The organism is Prauserella cavernicola (genome assembly GCF_016595675.1).
GTDB lineage: Bacteria > Actinomycetota > Actinomycetes > Mycobacteriales > Pseudonocardiaceae > Prauserella_A > Prauserella_A cavernicola.
The window spans coordinates 312,947-326,827 of the sequence record NZ_JAENJH010000003.1 but is presented as its reverse complement, the minus strand read 5'-3'; the positions used below and the strand labels follow the sequence as shown (position 1 = coordinate 326,827).

Genomic DNA, 13,881 nt, shown 5'->3' with positions numbered 1-13,881 from the left:
GTCGGGCGTGTGCACCCACCGTAAAACTTCGGTGCCGATTGCCGCCCGGCGACGTCCACCGGCTGGCCGATTGTGATGATCACCCGTTTCGGGAGATTCTCACCAGGCGTATCCCGATCTTCACCGAACGCGTGTCGGGAACTTTCACACAAGGGGGAAAACCGTGGGGCGAACGACACGCCCGGCTACCTTGCTGCGCTTGCTACTCGCGAGCGCGCTGGCCGCATTGACCCTGGTCGTGGTCGCACCGACCGCCTCAGCCGAGGTGGACGAGGGCGTCGGCCACCGGACCACACCCGGCCAGTCCTGGGGTGGGCGTGACCGCGCCTTCGACTGGGTCGGCTCCTATATGGTCGGCGACAAGCAGGTCTTCTGTGTCTCGTTCGCGCTCAAGGCCCCGGACACCGACGAGGTCTACCAGCCTGGCGACGAGCTGCTGACGAAGTGGGGCGAGAAACTTTCCCCCGACGTCGCGGCCAACATCTCCTACCTGCTGCTGCGCTACGGCGACACGCAGAACCCCGACGAGGCGGCCGCGCTCGCGCACCTGCTGCACTCGTGGACCGCGGCGCCGCGCTCGCCTGCCGACCTCGACCCGGCCAAGCCGTTCAACGAGATCGGCTACGACATCGACCTGCAGTTCGGCAAGCTGCCCGGCGGTGCCAAGGAAGCCGTCGAGCGGCTGCGCGCCGACGCCGAGGCCAACCGCGGCCCGTGGACCGCGTCGGTCACCGCCCCCGACGAGGCCCAGACCATCGGCACCCCCGGTGAGTGGACCGTCGGCGTCACCAACGCCGCGGGCGAGGGCGTTCCCGGCGTGCCGGTGACGCTCACGCTCACCGACGCCGAGCTCGACGGCGAGCAGACCGTCACCACCGGCGAGGACGGCACCGCGACTTTGCAGGTGTCGCCCACCGGCGAGAACCCGAAGGTCGCCGCGTCGCTGTCGGCGCCGGCCGACCGGCCGTACGTGCAGGACCCCGTCACCGCCGACACGCAGCGCGTGGTCTCCACCGGCGGCGAGCAGGAACTGACCGCCGAGGCCACCACGCAGGCCGTCACGGCGCCCGGCGTCGTGCGCGTCGCGAAGGTCGACTCCGAGACCGGCAAGGGCATCGCGGGCGTCCCGCTGCGGCTGACCGCGGCGGACAAGACCGAACCCGCACTCGGTCAGGACGGCGAGCCGATCGTCGGCGAGGACGGCAAGCCTGCCGTCGTCACGTCGGAGGGCGAGCAGGGTGTCGTCACGCTGGAGAACCTCCGGACACCGCAGGAGATCTGCATCGTCGAGGTGAGCCCGCCGAACGGCTACGACGACGCGTTCGACCCGGCGAATCCGCCATCGGCGTGCGGCACGGTGCAACCGGGAGACACGCTCGTGCTGGAGATCGCCAACGTCGCCGACCAGGTGCCGCACACGATCCCGGCCGGTGACCAACCCACGACGGTCGCGCAGAGCTCCACCACGTCGAGCACGCCGGTGGGCGCGCTCGCCGGCATGGGAGTGCTCGCGCTCGTGGCATCCGGGCTCGTGGGCCTGGTCGCCAGAAGGCGGTTCACGCGCGACTGATGGCGACCTACTCCAAGCGCGGCAAACGCAGGTGGGCCAAGGCCTACCTGATGGGAGCGGGCACCGTCCTCGCCGCCGAGCTGGTGGTGGTGGGCGTGCTCGCGCTCCCGCCGACCGTCGCCATCGCGGGCAGCGCCGAACCCGGTGCCGCCGCGCAGCAGGTACGGCAGGAGCCCCCGCCGACGACGGAGGCCAAGCCCGAACCCGAACCGGCACCACCGCCGCCCAGCCCGCCGCCACCGAGCACGTCGGAGGCGCCGCCGCCCGTGCGGGACCAGCCGGTGTCGAGCGGGCAGCGGCCGGGCACCATCCAGCTGCCCGACGGCGGCACCGCGAACCTCGTGCGCGAGGAGGTGGGCGCCGACGCGGTGCTGCCGGTTCCCGACGACCTCGGCGACGCCACGTGGTGGGGTGCGGGCCTTGGCGCGCCGAGCGGCGCGAGCGTGTTCGCGGGCCACGTCAACTGGCATGGCCAGACGGGGCCGTTCTCCGAACTGTGGGACGTCGGCGTCGACGAGAAGGTGACGGTGACCGACGCCGACGGAAAGGTGTGGACCTACCGCGTCGCCCAGATCGTCACGCTGCACAAGGACGAGCTGCCCGCCAGAGCCACCGAGCTGTTCAGCCAGAGCGGCAAGCACCGGATCGTGCTGGTGACCTGCGGGGGACGCTGGCTCGGCGGCAATACCGGATATGCGGAGAACAGGGTCGTCATCGCCGAACCCGCCTGACACAATGCGCCAATGGCGACGTATCTGGTTACCGGCGCGACGGGGTTGATCGGGCGCCACTTCACGCGGCTCCTGCTCGGCAGGGACGACACCGAGCAGGTCACGCTGCTGGTGCGCGAGGGTTCGCGGGAGCGGTTGACCGGGCTGGTCCAGCAGTGGCCGCATCCGGAGAAGGTGTCGCTGGTGACCGGCGACCTCTCCGCGGAGGGCCTGGGCGTCACCGAGGCCGACCGCGACCGGCTGCGCGGCAACGTCGACCACCTCGTGCACCTCGCCGCGCTGTACGACCTGACCGCCGACGACGAGGCGAGCATCAAGGCCAACGTCGAGGGCACGAGCCACGTCATCGAGCTCGCCGCCGACGTGCGGGCGGGCTGTCTGCACCACATCTCGTCGGTCGCCGTCGCCGGTGACTACTCGGGCGTGTTCACCGAGGACATGTTCGACGCGGGCCAGCGGCTCGTCACGCCGTACCACCGCACGAAGTTCGAGGCCGAGCGGCTGGTGCGCGAACAGCACGAGGTGCCGTGGCGGGTGTACCGGCCCGCCATCGTCGTCGGGCACTCCGAGACCGGCGAGATGGACAAGGTCGACGGCCCCTACTACCTGTTCAGCGCCATCAGCAGGCTCACGTCGCTGCCGAACGTGCCCGCGGTGGGCCCCGACATCGGCGACACCAACATCGTGCCGGTGGACTACGTCGCCAAGGCCCTGCTCGAGCTGGTGACCACCGACGGCCTCGACGGGCGCGCGTTCCACCTCGTCAATCCCGAACCGCAGCCGGTGGCCTCGGTCTACAACGCGTTCGCCAGGGCCGCGGGCGCGCCGACCATCAACGCCGAGCTCGGCGAGCGGGTCTCGCGCGGCATCGTCAACCTGGTCAAGCTCTCCGAGCACGTGCCCGGGGTGACCATCGCGCGCAACGCCGTGCTCAACCGGCTGGGCATTCCGCCCGTGCTGCTGGAGACGCTGACGCTGCCGGCCGTGTTCTCGTCGGCCTCCACCCGCAAGGCGCTCGCCGGGTCCGGAGTGGACGTCCCGGCGCTCGACACGTACGCGCCCGCACTGTGGCGGTACTGGCGCGAGCACCTCGACCCGTTCCGCGCCCGCAAGCACGGCCCCCGCGGCGAGCTCGACGGCCGCCGGATCGTCATCACGGGCGCCTCGTCGGGCATCGGCAGGGCCACTGCGCTGCAGGTCGCGGCCGAGGGCGGGGTTCCGCTGCTGGTCGCGCGGCGCAGGCACGAGCTGGAGGAACTGCGCGACGAGATCGTCGCCGCGGGGGGCCAGGCCTCGGTCTATCCCGCCGACCTCACCGACGAGGAGTCGGTGCACAAGGCCGTCGACGCGATGCTCGCCGAGCACGGGCGCGTGGACATGCTGGTGAACAACGCGGGCCGGTCGATCCGGCGCTCGGTGCGGCTGTCCACCGACCGGTTCCACGACTTCGAGCGCGCCATGGCCATCAACTACTTCGGCGCCGTGCGGCTGATCCTCGCGCTGCTGCCGCACATGGCCGAGCGCAAGTTCGGTCACGTCGTCAACGTGTCGTCGATCGGGGTGCAGGGCATCGCGCCGCGGTTCTCCGCGTACGTGGCCTCCAAGGCCGCGCTGGACTACTTCAGCAAGATCGTCTCCACCGAGACCCACGGCGACGGCATCACGTTCACGACCATCCACATGCCGCTCGTGCGCACACCGATGATCCGCCCGACGAAGATCTACGACGCCTTCCCCACCAAATCTCCCGAGCAGGCCGCAAAAATGGTGGTGCGCGGACTGAAGAACCGGCCGAAGCACATCGGTTCGCCGGAGGGTTACCTGATCCAGGCTGCCTACGCGTTCGCGCCGGACCTCGTCGACGCCGTCGCCTACGAGGGCTACCGGGTCTTCCCTGACTCCACCGCGGCAGGTGGGACGGGCAAGCTCAACATTGGCAAGGGCGACAAACACCTGTCGAAGGCCGCGGGCGCGCTCGTCAAGCTCACGCGCGGATTCCACTGGTGACGAACCCTCGGTAACCGGGGTGGCGCCCGGTCCTGTGAAATCTCAGGTGGACAGACGCCACACCGTTTCTTGCCCTGCCAGATACCGGCGACACCCCGTGCGCGGGTACGGTCAGGGCATGGCTTCCGAGCACGACAACCGCCTGCTGCCGCTCCGGCGCGACTTCACCCAGGCGTGGCACGGGTTCGACCGCAATCAGGTGCTGCAGTACGTCGAGCACGTCGAGGCACAGCTGCGACGGGTGCTCGCCGAGCGCGACTCGGCGATGGCCCAGTCCAGCACCGTCTCCCGCGAGCTGGAGAGCGCCCGGCGCGAGGTGGGCAGGCTCCAGAACCGGGTGGAGGAGCTCAAGAAGCCGCCCGAGCGGGTCGAGGACCTCGACGAGCGGATGCAGCGCACCGTCAACCTCGCCAACACGCGGGCGGAGGAGATCGTCTCCCGCGCGGAGGAGGCCGCCGAGAAGAACTGGGCGGAGAGCGGCGACGTCTCGAAGAAGCTCCACGAGCGCTACATGAAGCTGGTGGAGACCCTCGACAGTCACGCGAAGGCCCTGGCGCAGGAGCACGAGCACGCACTGGCCGCCACGAAGACCGAGGTCGAGGAGCTGACCAACACGGCTGCCCAGCGGCGGGAGCGGCTCGACACCGAGGCCGAGCGCAAGCGGCGCAACCTCGAGCGCGAGTTCGACGCGAAGCTGGCCGCCGACCACGCCGCGCTGGACAAGCACGTCGCCGACCAGAAGACGGCGAGCAAGAACGCGGCCGAGCGGCGGATCTCGGACGCCACCACGGAGGCCAAACGGCTCGTCGACGAGGCGACCACGAAGTCGAAGCAGCTGGTCGACAACGCCACGTCGGAGGCCGACCGGCGCACCACGGAAGCCAACGACAAGGTCGACCGGCTCACCAAGATCCGGGAGGAGGCCCGCGCCAGGCTGCGCGAGGCCGACGAGGTTCTCAAGCAGGGCGAGACCGCGCTGGTGCCGGTGCAGGACGAGGACAGCGAGCTGGCCGACGTGCCTGCCGCGTCAGGCGGGCCTTCTTCGGACGGCCGGCCGGACAAGCCGAAGCCCTACCCCGACCGCGACAAGGCCTACGCCACCAAGCCGACGTCCTGACGCCGCGACCGCGACATCCGTGAACGCCACCTCCCGCCGCAGCGGTGGCCTTCACCGCGTCCGGGTGGCCTGTTCCAGTTGGGCCGCGACGGCCAGCAGGGTGGCTTCCCCGCCGGGCGCGGCGACGAGCTGCACGCCGATGGGCAGGCCGTCGTCGAAACCACCCACGGGCACCGACATGGCGGGAAAGCCCGCGAGGTTCCACAATCCGGCGAACCCGGCGACCTGGACCGAGGGCACGGCGTTGGCGAGGCAGGAGCGCTCGTGCCAGCGCACGGCCTTCGGGGGCCTCGCCGCGAGCGAGGGCGTGACCAGCACGTCGTGGTCGGCGAAGAACACCTCGGCCCGCCGCGTCCACTCGCTTGCCGTCCGCTCGCGCACCAGCCCGGCCCTGCGGACGACGTTGCCGATGGCCACGTGGGTGCGGGTGCGGCGTTGCAGCAGGCTCGCGTCGAACTCCTCGGCCTGTTCGGCGGGCCCCGCGAACCAGCGCGTGAGCAGGCCGAGGGTCGCCGTGCCGTAGTCCGGGGTCGCCTGGACCACGCGGTGCCCGGCCGAGCCGAGCCGTGCGGCCGCGCGCGTGGCGGCCTCGCGCAGTGGCCGGGGCACGGGCGCGTGGGTGAGCGGCACCTGGGTGGACACCGCGACGCGCAGCCTGCCTGGTTCGCCGGGGGCCAGTAGGTCGTCTCGTTCGGCGAGTACCCCCAGCAGCAGGGCTGCGTCGGCGACCGTCGCCGCGATGGAGCCGTGCGAGGACATGCCGAACCAGTGTTGCTCGCCGGACTCGGCCACCACGCCGCGACCCGGTTTGATGCCGACGACGCCGCACATCGCCGAGGGCAGGCGCACCGAGCCGGCGCCGTCGGTGCCGTGTGCGAGGGGAACCATGCCCGCGGCCACCGCGGCGGCGCTGCCACCCGACGAACCACCGGCCACATAGGACGGTTGGCGGGGGTTGCGGGCGATGCCCTCCGGGGTGTCGCTCATGGGCCAGATGCACAGCTCCGGCACCCGCGTCAGCCCGACCACCACGGCGCCCGCGGCACGCAGCCTGGCCACCACCTCGTGGTCGGTGCTCGCCGGAGTGCGCTGCCCCGCGCGCGAACCCCACTCGACGGTCTCGCCCGCCACGCCCACGACGTCTTTGACCGCCACCGGAACCCCGGCCAGCGGCAGGTTCGCGAGGTCGGCGCGCTCGCGCAACGCGACGGCCTCACGCAGCGCCGCTGCGGAGCGCACCGTACGGAACGCGCCGACGACGCCGTCAGCGGCCTCGATCCGGGAGAGTGCCTGCTCGACGGGCCGGACGGGATCCAGTTCGCCACCGCGCACGGCCGCCGCGATGTCCGCGGCACCAGAGATCGCCATCAGGTGACCTTACGGGAGCGCTCCAGGTTCTCGGCGAGATTGTCGAGGGCGCGGGCCTGGGCGACGTAGTCCATCGAGCTGAACTCCCACGGGAACACCTGGCCCGCCTCGGCGGCCGGGGTGATGGCGAACGTCGGCTGCGTGAGCATCTGCTCGCCGGTCATCGCGCGCAGCGAGTAGAGCACGACGTCGACGGGGTGTTCGCCGATGTTCTCCCAGCTCACCTGCTCCCAGAAGTACACGGAGCCGCCGGGGTCGTGGTAGTTCAGGCCCAGTTCGGTGTAGCTGCGCAACGCCGGGTCGTCGGGTGCCTTCGCGATGTGGACGCCCTCGCCCTGGTAGGCCGCGACGGCCATCACCGTCAGTCCGGACTTCGTGGCCTGCTCCAGCCGGGTGCGGGCGGCCTCGTACTGCTCACGCGGGCCCGCGAGCGTCGCCTCGGTGACGCCGATCGACTTCGCGAACTCGACGGTGCGGTCGACGACGCCGGTCGCGGAGCCCTTCATCGCCAGCGCGACGATCGGCGCGATCTCGCCGACGAGCTTCTGCTGTTCGAGGTCCTTGAAGCCGAAGAACGGCTTCTCCGGGTCGATCTTGCCCGAGGAGTCCAGCGGATAGGCGTGGGTCAGGATCAGGTCGGGCGCCGCGTTGGCGAGCTTCTCGACGTTGATCTCGCCGTAGGTTCCGCCCAGCTCCGTGACCTTCGAGAGGTCCCTGCCCTCGAAGTTCACGTCGTCGGCGATGCTCGTCTGGCCGAAGGCGCCGACCGGGGTGATGCCGTAGTTCCACAGCGACGCGACGGCGTCGTTGAGTCCGGCGATCTTGGCGGGCGGGGCGTCGAGGTTCACCGTGACACCGGTGTCGTCGGTGAACGTCCAGCCGCCCGAACCGGACGGGGTCGAGTCGGAGGCGCCGCGGCCGCACGCGCTGAGCAGGCCCGTGGCGGCGAGTGCGGCGGCACCGCCGAGCAGGCTCCGGCGGGAGAGTGGGGAAACCATGCGAGTTAACTTAGCCATACCTAAATAACTCGGGAAGCGAGTGTGATCAGGCGGACGCCCGGCCCCCGGTTTCCGAGGGACCGGCCCAGCGGCACAGCAGCACACAGACGTCGTCGTCGTGGTCGGAGTCGCCGAGCATCGTCGTCAGCACGTACTCGGTGCGCTCCGTGAGCCGCTCGGCCTCGCACGCCGTGAACGCCCCCGCCAGCCGCTCGAGACCGGCGTCGATGTCGCTGGAGCGGCGCTCGATGAGCCCGTCGGTGTAGAGCACCACCGACGAACCCGGCACGAGCGGCCGTTCGTGCTCGGGGATGTCGAACGGGATGTTGACGCCGAGCATCGGCCCGTGTGCGAGGTCGAGGTACCGCACCGACCCGTCGCGGTCCTGCAGCAGCGGCGGTGGGTGGCCCGCGCTGGCCCAGCGCATCACCCCGGTGCCGAGCTCGATCTCGGCGACCACGGCGGTGGCGAACAGCAGGCCCGGTTCGCCGCGCAGCAGGTCGTGCACCAGCCGCAGCGACGCCGAGGGGCCGTGGCCCTCGATGGCGTAGGCCCGCAACACGTTCTGCAGTTTGCCCATCACGACGGCGGCGTCGAGCCCGTGGCCGGTCACGTCGCCGACCGTGAGCACGACGGTGCCGTCCGGGCGCTGGAACGCGTCGTACCAGTCGCCGCCGACGTGCACTCCCCGCGTCGCCGAGCGGTACCTGGCGACGATGTCGAGCTCGTCGTGCGAGACGGGCGTGGGCAGCATCGCGCGCTGCAACCGCTCGGCCAGCTCGTGCTCGCGCTCGTACTCGTTGGCGTTGCGCAGACCGACGGCGGCGCGGTTGGCCACGGCCTTGGCGAGCGCGATGTCCTCGTGGTCGAACTCGGCCGAGTCGCGGTGCAGGTCGAAGACGCCGAGCACGTGCGGGCCCGCCGTGAGCGGCACGCTGACGCGGCTGCTCCCGTGCTGGACCGGTTCGTGCGAGGCGAAGGCCCGCAGCGTCACCTCGTCCGGCCCGAGATGCGGGTCTGCAGGACACACGAGGCCGTAGTCCGCGGCCGTCCACACGAGTGTGCGGTGGGCCAGGCCGTGGCGGCGCAGCAGCGCGGCGACCTGGTCGAGCATCTCGACGCTGTCCAGCGAGGTCGCCGACGCGCGGCTGACGTCGTCGAGGAAGACGGTGCGCTGGCGTTGCCGGTCGATCTCGGCGTGCAGCGCGAGCAGGCCCGCATTGGTCTGCTCCAGCTCTGACTGGTGCCAGCGCAGTTCGCCCTGCTGCTCGCGGATCACCTCGGTGAGCAGGCCGAGCACCTCGGCGACGGTGCCGTCCGCATCGAGGGCGTCGGTGATCGAGAGCAGCCGCTCGGGCGCGGAGTTCCGGTCTCGCAGGATCCGCTCGACCTCGGCCCTCAGCTCGCCGGCAGGCCGCGGTTCGGTGGTCACGGACCCTCACCTCCGGCGATGGCGAGCACACACGCGTCGTCCCGCAGCCGGATGTGCTGCCCGAGCACCCAGCCTGCCACGGTCGCGGGGTCGTGCTCGAACAGGCCGGGCCAGTCGCTCGAGGCCCAGCGTTCGGACACTCCGTCGGTGTGCATGATCAACCAGCTCTCGGCGGACCAGGGCCGGACCAGCGCGTTCGCCCGCCGCCCCCGCCGCTGCCTCCTCCCCACGATCCCGGGAACCGATACCAGTGTCTCGCGAGCGCCGCCCTCGCCGAGCAGGCGAGCGGTGATGTTGCCGACGCCGGAGAACGTCAGTGTCCCCCTGGCGAGATCGAACTGCGCGAGCGCGACCGTCGCTCCGCGTGCGGCGGCGGGGTCGTCGTCCATCGCGGCCAGCAGCGCGGCGGGCGAGCCACGGGGGTCTGCCGCGACGTGCCCGATCGCCGCCTCGCTCGCCTCGGCGGCGAGGGGTCCGTGACCGAGCCCGTCGGTGAGCACGATGGTCACGATGCCCTCGGCCGTGACCGCGGTCCAGCCGTCCCCGCTGACCGTCTCCCCCGGCGCGGTGAACAGCACGCTGCCGATCCGCACGCCGCGCCACTGGGGCGTTCCGCGCACCCAGCGCGCGAGCACCGTGGTTCCCTCGCCGCGCCTCGTGAAGACGTCGAACCGGTCGGCGAGCCTGCGCACCGAGCCCAGCCCGGCCCCCATCGAACCCGCGGTGGAGAACCCGTCGCGCATGCTGTCCTCGACGTCGCGCAGGCCGGGACCCGAGTCTGTCGCGATCAGGTCCAGCCCCAGCGGCCCCGTGCTCACCGCGAGCAGCCCGCCCCTGGCGTACTTGACCAGGTTCGTCGCCAGCTCGGACGCCGTGAGGGCCACGCGGTCGACGAGCTCGTCGGGCAGGTCCTGCCCGCGGGCCACCGCCGTGGCCAGGGAGCGGGCCTGGCCGACGTGCACCGGCTCACTGACCGGGAGCACGGAGTCCGTCATCCGCGCGCCGGTCTGCGCGCGCGGAACCCGACCGTCACGGTCGTTCCCTTCCCGGGTTCGGTGTCCAGGTCGAAGTCGTCGGCGAGCCTGCGCGCACCGCTCAACCCGAGACCCAGCCCGCCCGCACTGCTGTAGCCGTCGGTGAGCGCCTGGTCGATGTCGGCGATGCCGGGGCCGGTGTCGGTGAACGCGAGCCGCAGCGTCGGGGTGCCGTCGAGGGCGCGGCCCAGCTCGATCCTGGCTCGCCCGCCGTTGCCGTGCACGAGCGTGTTGCGCGCGAGCTCGCTCGCCGCCGTCACGAGCTTCGTCTGTTCCACGAGGGAGAATCCCACCGACACCGCCAGGTCCCTCGCGGCCTGCCGGACGTGAACGATGTCGATCTCCTCGTTGATCCGCACTTCGTGCACGGTGAGGATGTCGGTCATCGCGGCCTCGCGGAGCCGTTCAGCTTGTCCATCCCGTCCGCGACAGTCAGTGCCGTGCCGAGTCCCGGCAGGGTCAACCCGAGCTCCACGAGCGTGATGGCCACCTCGGGCCGCATTCCCACGACCACGGTGTCGGCCGCGAGCAAGGCGCTCGCGGCTGCGATGTCGTGCAACGTCCTGGCGAGGAACGAGTCGACGATGTCGAGCCCGGAGACGTCGATGAGCACGCCGCGCGCGCTGCTGCTCGCGACGCTGCTGGTGAGCTCCTCCTGCAACGCCATGGCATCGCGGTCGGTCAGTTCGCCCTGGATCGTCACCAGCAGCACGTCCTGCAGCTCGATGACGGAGGTCCTGCTCATGGTCGTCTACCCGGCGTTCCGCTCGTCATTGGAGACCTTCATCCCGATGATGCTCAGTCCCCGCGCGAAGGCGTCGGCGAGCGTCGCGCGCGTGGCCACCTCGCCGAGGTCGATACCGAGCTGCACCATCGTCTGGGCGATCTGCGGCCGGATGCCGCTGATGATGCACTCCGCGCCCATCAGCCTGGCAGCGACCGCGGTCTTCAGCAGGTGTTGCGCGACAAGGGTGTCCACGGCCGTGACGCCGGTGATGTCGAGGATCGCCACCCGCGCGTGCTGGGCGACGATCTGCTCGAGCAGGCTCTCCGTCGCCGTCTGGCCACGCGTGCTGTCGAGCGTGCCGATGAGCGGAATGGCGAGGATGCCGTCCCACAGCTTGATCACCGGGGTCGACAGCTCGGTGAGCTGAGCGCGCTGGGCGAGGATCGTGTCCGCCCCCGCGGAGAGCTCGATCTCCAGCAGCGCGATGCGGAGGGTGTTGAGGACGTTCGACAGCAGGAGGTCGCCGCGGTAGGCCGTCTCCGCGGGCGCCCGGTCGTGCCAGAGCCTCAGCAGCGGCCCCTTCAGCACCGTGACGTCTGGCCGGTCGCTGCCGGACGGCCCCCCGGCGGAGCGGGCGGCCAGTGACGTCAGCACCGGGCGCACCGACGCGAAACCCGTCGCCGCCGCGTTCTCCTCGCCACCCGAGACGATCACCTCGACGATCCCGGTGAGCAGCTCGGAGCACTCCTCGGCGGCGTCGGCCGGCCTGCGGGCGGTGAACAGAGCGGTGGACGCCCAGACCCGCTCGATGTCCTGCCGGTGATCCTTCAAGAACGCCGTCACGCTGTCCCTGATCGTCGGGTCGGAACCGGCGGTCATCCTGTTGTCCTCCATGGCGCCCTTGGGTGATATTGCTCGGCACAGGTCGTCGCGCTGAGGATTCGCGATCCTCCTGGCAAACTTAGGGCACAGCATGACCGACCTCCAGGGGAGGTTCAAACCCAGGCACATGCTCACCGAGCACGACCAGGAGAGACCGGACCATGACCAACGGCGACGAACCAACGGGTGCCACCACGACGACGGTCGTCCACGCCGAGCTCGTGAGCGACGGCGAGGGACACATCGCGCTGAGCGGTGAGATCGACCATGGAGTCGCGCCGCAACTGGAAGCCGCACTGGACTCCCTGTTCTCCGCCGGAGCGGGCAGGCTCGTGGTGGACTTCGCCCGGCTGTCGTTTTTCGACTCGGCCTGCATCAGCGCTCTGGTCAGGGCGCACACGACCGTGACCGAGCGCGGAGGCTCCGTCAAGCTCGTCAACGTGGACCGGTTCGCCTACCGGGTCCTGCAGATCGCCGGCCTCGTTCCGCTCTTCGAGATCGAGCGGGCGAGCGACGCCGGTGACGGGCCGGATGACTGAGCAGACGGACCGCTCGTCCGGCACCGTGCTGCTGGAACTGCGGCTGCGGGCGGATCAACGGATGCCGTCGGAGGCCAGGCACGCCACCGACGAGGTGCTCGGCTCTCTCGACGACGGCACCCGCCAGAGCATCCTGCTGATCGTCACCGAACTCGTCACCAACGCCGTGCTGCACGGCGACGCGCCCGCCTCCCTCCGCCTGCTGCGTGCCGGTGAACTGCTGCGCATCGAGGTCGGTGACAGCAACCGGACACCGCCGGTGCTGCGCGATCCCGCCCCGGACCAACAGAACGGGCGCGGCATGCTGCTCATCTCGGCGATGGCGGACGACTGGGGTGTCTCCGAGACGCCCGACGGCAAGATCGTGTGGGCCGAACTTCGCCCGTGACATGCGCTGATCTGGTAAAAGTGCCGGTTCGGAGTGTTTCTTCCTGGGGAGTTTCGGCGTGGAACTGCGAGAGGTCGAGGTGTTCCTCGCATTGGCCGAGGAACTCCACTTCGGTCGTGCCGCCACCCGGTTGCGCGTCACGCAGGGCAGGGTCAGCCAGACCATTCGCTCGCTCGAGTCCGAGATCGGCGGCACGCTGTTCGAGCGCTCGAATCGGCAGGTGAGCCTCACCCCGCTCGGCGCGCGGTTCCTGGTCGGCGCGCAGCGCGGCTACGACGAGCTGCAGCGCGCGCTGCGGGAGAGCAGGGCCGCCGCCCGCGACATCACCAGCCAGTTGCGGGTCGGCTACCTGCCGAGCATGGGCAACGACGTGGTCACCGGCCTCGTGGCCGCGTTCGAACGGCGATATCCCGAGTGCCACGTGTACCTGAACACCCTGCACCTTCGGCACCGGCTCGATCCGGAGCCCGCACTGCTGGCCGGCGAGACCGACATCGCGCTGTGCTGGTCTCCCGGCGGCGACGGAACCGCGCTAGAGACTCCCCGCGTCGTGGTGGGGCCCGTGCTCCAGGAAGTGCCGCGCGCCGTGCTCGTGCCCGGTGACCACCCGCTCACGGCACACCGCTCGGTGTCGCTGGACGACCTGGCCGACTACGTGCTGATCAACCCGGGAAACAACGTGCCAGCCCACCACCGCGATCGGTGGACGCCGCAGACCACACCGTCGGGGCGGCAGCTGCGCCACACCGTCGACGACATCGTGGGCATGACCCACCGGGCCGAGCTGAGCGCCGACGACGTCCTGACGCTCGTGGCGAGGGGACACGGCCTGCACCTGACGGTGGCGACCCTGCTGGAGCACATCCCGTTCCGGGGGCTGGCGCTGGTGCCGATCAGCGATCTGCCGCCGATGGTGCTCGTGCCGGTCTGGGCCGCGGGCGCCGAGAACGCGACCTACCGCGCGTTCGCCAACACGGCCGCGGAGGCCGCGAAAGCTCTGCGGGACAAGCGAAACCCGTAAACATTAGCCGGACTAATCATTCGATTAGCAAACACCTGTTGATCCGGCTCGAAGTTCTCCGGCAGAC

The 13,881-nt window shown here is 70.9% G+C and carries 14 protein-coding genes; 7 read left to right on the top strand and 7 right to left on the bottom strand.

Annotated elements, in window-relative coordinates:
• The first annotated feature begins 199 nt into the window (after positions 1 to 199).
• From JHE00_RS14880 to JHE00_RS14865, 4 genes are all read left to right on the top strand, one after another.
• Positions 200 to 1,570 carry an MSCRAMM family protein gene (locus JHE00_RS14880; protein ID WP_230424152.1) on the top strand — a complete coding sequence of 457 codons (1,371 nt, stop codon included), beginning with the start codon at positions 200 to 202 and terminating at the stop codon, positions 1,568 to 1,570.
• Positions 1,570 to 2,301 (top strand): class F sortase, encoded by a 732-nt coding sequence (locus tag JHE00_RS14875; RefSeq protein ID WP_200318646.1) that lies wholly within the window; start codon positions 1,570 to 1,572, stop codon positions 2,299 to 2,301. Before JHE00_RS14880 ends, JHE00_RS14875 begins: the two co-directional genes overlap by 1 nt.
• A gap of 12 nt (positions 2,302 to 2,313) precedes the next feature.
• Positions 2,314 to 4,308, top strand: a complete 1,995-nt coding sequence (locus JHE00_RS14870) for an SDR family oxidoreductase (RefSeq protein ID WP_200318645.1) — start codon at positions 2,314 to 2,316, stop codon at positions 4,306 to 4,308.
• Between the two features lie 118 nt (positions 4,309 to 4,426).
• On the top strand, positions 4,427 to 5,425 hold the full coding sequence (locus JHE00_RS14865; protein WP_230424150.1) for a cell division protein DivIVA: 999 nt from the start codon (positions 4,427 to 4,429) through the stop codon (positions 5,423 to 5,425).
• A 51-nt stretch (positions 5,426 to 5,476) separates the two neighbouring features.
• Here the strand turns inward: JHE00_RS14865 and JHE00_RS14860 are convergent, their stop codons facing one another.
• Genes JHE00_RS14860 through JHE00_RS14830 form a run of 7 tightly spaced genes read right to left on the bottom strand, consistent with a single transcriptional unit; the run spans position 5,477 to position 11,863 of the window.
• On the bottom strand, positions 5,477 to 6,793 hold the full coding sequence (locus tag JHE00_RS14860) for an amidase family protein (protein ID WP_200318644.1): 1,317 nt from the start codon (positions 6,791 to 6,793) through the stop codon (positions 5,477 to 5,479).
• A complete protein-coding gene (locus tag JHE00_RS14855) occupies positions 6,793 to 7,791 on the bottom strand; it encodes an ABC transporter substrate-binding protein (RefSeq protein ID WP_200318643.1) in 999 nt (332 codons plus the stop codon). The genes JHE00_RS14860 and JHE00_RS14855 overlap by 1 nt, the downstream gene beginning before the upstream one ends.
• Positions 7,792 to 7,837: 46 nt before the next feature.
• Positions 7,838 to 9,223, bottom strand: coding sequence for a PP2C family protein-serine/threonine phosphatase (locus JHE00_RS14850; RefSeq protein WP_307831946.1), 1,386 nt, complete (start codon positions 9,221 to 9,223; stop codon positions 7,838 to 7,840).
• Positions 9,220 to 10,218, bottom strand: coding sequence for an ATP-binding protein (locus JHE00_RS14845; protein WP_200318642.1), 999 nt, complete (start codon positions 10,216 to 10,218; stop codon positions 9,220 to 9,222). The genes JHE00_RS14850 and JHE00_RS14845 overlap by 4 nt, the downstream gene beginning before the upstream one ends.
• Positions 10,215 to 10,643 (bottom strand): anti-sigma regulatory factor, encoded by a 429-nt coding sequence (locus JHE00_RS14840; RefSeq protein WP_200318641.1) that lies wholly within the window; start codon positions 10,641 to 10,643, stop codon positions 10,215 to 10,217. Before JHE00_RS14840 ends, JHE00_RS14845 begins: the two co-directional genes overlap by 4 nt.
• Positions 10,640 to 11,002 (bottom strand): STAS domain-containing protein, encoded by a 363-nt coding sequence (locus JHE00_RS14835; protein ID WP_200318640.1) that lies wholly within the window; start codon positions 11,000 to 11,002, stop codon positions 10,640 to 10,642. Before JHE00_RS14835 ends, JHE00_RS14840 begins: the two co-directional genes overlap by 4 nt.
• Before the next feature lie 6 nt (positions 11,003 to 11,008).
• Positions 11,009 to 11,863: an STAS domain-containing protein gene (locus JHE00_RS14830; RefSeq protein WP_200318639.1), complete on the bottom strand. Its 855-nt coding sequence runs from the start codon at positions 11,861 to 11,863 to the stop codon at positions 11,009 to 11,011.
• 164 nt (positions 11,864 to 12,027) lie between these two features.
• Here JHE00_RS14830 and JHE00_RS14825 point away from each other — a divergent pair, with 164 nt between their 5' ends.
• The 3 genes from JHE00_RS14825 to JHE00_RS14815 are packed head-to-tail and all read left to right on the top strand — an operon-like array spanning position 12,028 to position 13,814.
• Positions 12,028 to 12,405, top strand: a complete 378-nt coding sequence (locus JHE00_RS14825) for an STAS domain-containing protein (RefSeq protein ID WP_200318638.1) — start codon at positions 12,028 to 12,030, stop codon at positions 12,403 to 12,405.
• A complete protein-coding gene (locus tag JHE00_RS14820) occupies positions 12,398 to 12,793 on the top strand; it encodes an ATP-binding protein (RefSeq protein ID WP_200318637.1) in 396 nt (131 codons plus the stop codon). Before JHE00_RS14825 ends, JHE00_RS14820 begins: the two co-directional genes overlap by 8 nt.
• A gap of 58 nt (positions 12,794 to 12,851) precedes the next feature.
• Positions 12,852 to 13,814 (top strand): LysR family transcriptional regulator, encoded by a 963-nt coding sequence (locus tag JHE00_RS14815; RefSeq protein ID WP_200318636.1) that lies wholly within the window; start codon positions 12,852 to 12,854, stop codon positions 13,812 to 13,814.
• The last annotated feature ends 67 nt before the right edge of the window (positions 13,815 to 13,881 follow it).

What these genes read in the sequence shown, in the direction of transcription:
- JHE00_RS14875 (WP_200318646.1), top strand. Translation starts at nt 1,570, where the DNA reads ATGGCGACCTACTCCAAGCGCGGCAAACGCAGGTGGGCCAAGGCCTAC.
- JHE00_RS14870 (WP_200318645.1), top strand. Translation starts at nt 2,314, where the DNA reads ATGGCGACGTATCTGGTTACCGGCGCGACGGGGTTGATCGGGCGCCAC.
- JHE00_RS14865 (WP_230424150.1), top strand. Translation starts at nt 4,427, where the DNA reads ATGGCTTCCGAGCACGACAACCGCCTGCTGCCGCTCCGGCGCGACTTC.
- JHE00_RS14860 (WP_200318644.1), bottom strand. Translation starts at nt 6,793, where the DNA reads ATGGCGATCTCTGGTGCCGCGGACATCGCGGCGGCCGTGCGCGGTGGC.
- JHE00_RS14855 (WP_200318643.1), bottom strand. Translation starts at nt 7,791, where the DNA reads ATGGTTTCCCCACTCTCCCGCCGGAGCCTGCTCGGCGGTGCCGCCGCA.
- JHE00_RS14845 (WP_200318642.1), bottom strand. Translation starts at nt 10,218, where the DNA reads ATGACGGACTCCGTGCTCCCGGTCAGTGAGCCGGTGCACGTCGGCCAG.
- JHE00_RS14840 (WP_200318641.1), bottom strand. Translation starts at nt 10,643, where the DNA reads ATGACCGACATCCTCACCGTGCACGAAGTGCGGATCAACGAGGAGATC.
- JHE00_RS14835 (WP_200318640.1), bottom strand. Translation starts at nt 11,002, where the DNA reads ATGAGCAGGACCTCCGTCATCGAGCTGCAGGACGTGCTGCTGGTGACG.
- JHE00_RS14830 (WP_200318639.1), bottom strand. Translation starts at nt 11,863, where the DNA reads ATGACCGCCGGTTCCGACCCGACGATCAGGGACAGCGTGACGGCGTTC.
- JHE00_RS14825 (WP_200318638.1), top strand. Translation starts at nt 12,028, where the DNA reads ATGACCAACGGCGACGAACCAACGGGTGCCACCACGACGACGGTCGTC.
- JHE00_RS14820 (WP_200318637.1), top strand. Translation starts at nt 12,398, where the DNA reads ATGACTGAGCAGACGGACCGCTCGTCCGGCACCGTGCTGCTGGAACTG.